Annotated in this window: 2 protein-coding genes; both read left to right on the top strand. The window is 66.8% G+C overall.

Annotation, left to right across the window (positions count from 1 at the left end; all coding sequences use genetic code 11):
- Positions 1–118 precede the first annotated feature (118 nt).
- The gene (gene istA, locus D466_RS0119910) at positions 119–1,636 is read left to right on the top strand and encodes an IS21 family transposase (RefSeq protein WP_018915431.1); all 1,518 of its coding nucleotides are present in this window, start codon (positions 119–121) and stop codon (positions 1,634–1,636) included.
- Positions 1,629–2,090: ATP-binding protein (locus tag D466_RS0119905; protein WP_018915430.1), on the top strand; the 462-nt coding region annotated here is incomplete at its 3' end. The genes istA and D466_RS0119905, both read left to right, overlap by 8 nt.

The raw sequence follows: 2,090 nt of genomic DNA, 5'->3' as shown, positions 1-2,090 counted from the left end.
TGTTGGCGCCGACCGAAATTTGAGCCACGTATGAGGGTTGTGCCGACCGAAAACTGGGCCAGGTGTTCGACCTACCCTGCTGTTTTTTTGTGCGGCGGGGACGACAGGAATGATCACCATGGACATGATCGGCAAGATCCGGCGCCTGCACCGTCGGGACAAGCTCAGTGAGCGCGAGATCGCCCGCAAGACGGGGTTGGCGCGCAATACGGTGAGCAAGTGGCTCAAGGGCGAAACGCCCAAGGTGCCGAAGTACGTTCGAGGGGAACAGGCGAGCAAGCTCACGCCCTTCCACGACGCCATCACGCAGGCACTGAAGGCCGATGCACGGCGGCCGCGCAAGGAGCGGCGCACGGCCAAGGCGTTGTTCGCCGAGATCAAGGCAGCGGGCTACGACGGCGGGTACAGTCGCTTGACCGACTTCATCCGCGCGTGGCGCGAGGGCGAAGGGCAAGCCGCCAGCGCGAAGGCGTTCGTGCCGCTGGCGTTCGAGCTGGGCGAGGCCTTCCAGTTCGACTGGAGCGAAGAGGGCCTGGTGGTCGGCGGCATCTACTACCGCGTCCAGGTGGCGCACATGAAGCTGTGCGCAAGCCGCGCGTTCTGGCTGGTGGCGTACCCGAGCCAGGGCCACGAGATGCTGTTCGACGCGCACAACCGCTGCTTCACCGCGCTGGGCGGCGTAACGCGCCGCGGCATCTACGACAACATGAAGACCGCGGTGGACCGCGTGCGCAAGGGCAAGGGTCGCACAGTGAACGCGCGCTTCGCGGTGATGTGCGCGCACTACCTGTACGACCCGGACTTCTGCAACGTGGCCGCGGGATGGGAGAAGGGAGTCGTCGAGAAGAATGTGCAGGACAGTCGGCGGCGGATCTGGATCGAGGCGACCAAGCGGCGCTTCGGCAGCTTCGCCGAGCTCAACGCCTGGCTCGCCGATCGATGCAGGGAGTTGTGGGATGAGGTTCGGCATCCCGAGCACGCCCAGTTCACGTTGGCCGAGATGCTTGAGCTCGAGCGGCCGCACCTGTTGCCGGCCACGGTGCCCTTCGACGGCTACGTGGAGAAGCCGGCGCGCGTGTCGAGCACCTGCCTGGTCTCGGTGGCCCGCAACCGCTACTCGGTGCCCAGCGAGTTCGCTGGGCAGATGGTGAGCACCCGGTTGTATCCGAGCCAGGTTGTGGTCGTTGCCGACGACAAGGAGGTCGCTCATCACGCCCGCTTGAGCAATGCCGGCGAGACGCGTTATGACTGGCAGCACTACGTCCCGCTGGTGCAGAGAAAGCCTGGCGCGCTGCGCAACGGGGCGCCGTTCGCCGACATGCCCGAGCCGCTGCAGCGCCTACGCCGATCGCTGCTGCGCGATACCGGGGGCGATCGCATCATGGCGCAAGTGCTTGCCATCGTGCCGAGCGCCGGACTCGACGCCGTCCTGGTCGCCGCCGAGTTGGCGTTGGAGAATGCGCCGCCCTCGGGCCGCGTCAGTGTGGAGCACGTCATCAACGTGCTGGGGCGGCTGAGCGCCGTACCGCTACCGCAGAGCGCGGCAACGACCTTGCAGGTGAGCACGCCGCCCATCGCTGACACAGCACGCTACGACCGGTTGCGCACCGCTGACGAGGGGGTCGACCATGCGTGACCTCGGCATCGAACTCAAGCAACTGCGTCTGCACGGCATGGCCGGCGCGTGGATCGACCTCGCGGAGCAAGGCTCCAGCAGCGGCGCTGACGGCGCACGATGGCTGCTGGAACACCTGCTCCAAGCCGAGATTACGGACCGCGCCATGCGCTCGGTGAACTGGCAGATGCACTCGGCGAAGTTCCCCATGCACCGCGACCTGGCCGGCTTCGACTTCAGCGTCTCGCCGGTCGATCGCAAGCTGGTGACGACGCTGGCCGAGGCCACGTTCATGGACGTCGCGCACAACGCCGTCCTGGTCGGCGGACCAGGCACCGGGAAGACGCACCTGGCCACCGCGATCGGCGTCGCCGCGATCACGCGCCATGGCAAGCGCGTGCGCTTTTACTCGACGGTCGACCTGGTCAATGCGCTGGAGCAGGAGAAGGCCCAGGGCAAGGCAGGCAGGATCGCC

Origin of the sequence: Thiomonas sp. FB-6, assembly GCF_000377645.1 — a bacterium.
Taxonomy (GTDB): domain Bacteria; phylum Pseudomonadota; class Gammaproteobacteria; order Burkholderiales; family Burkholderiaceae_C; genus Thiomonas_A.
Note: the sequence above shows the minus strand (reverse complement) of the source record. Positions and strands in the feature narration are given on the sequence as shown.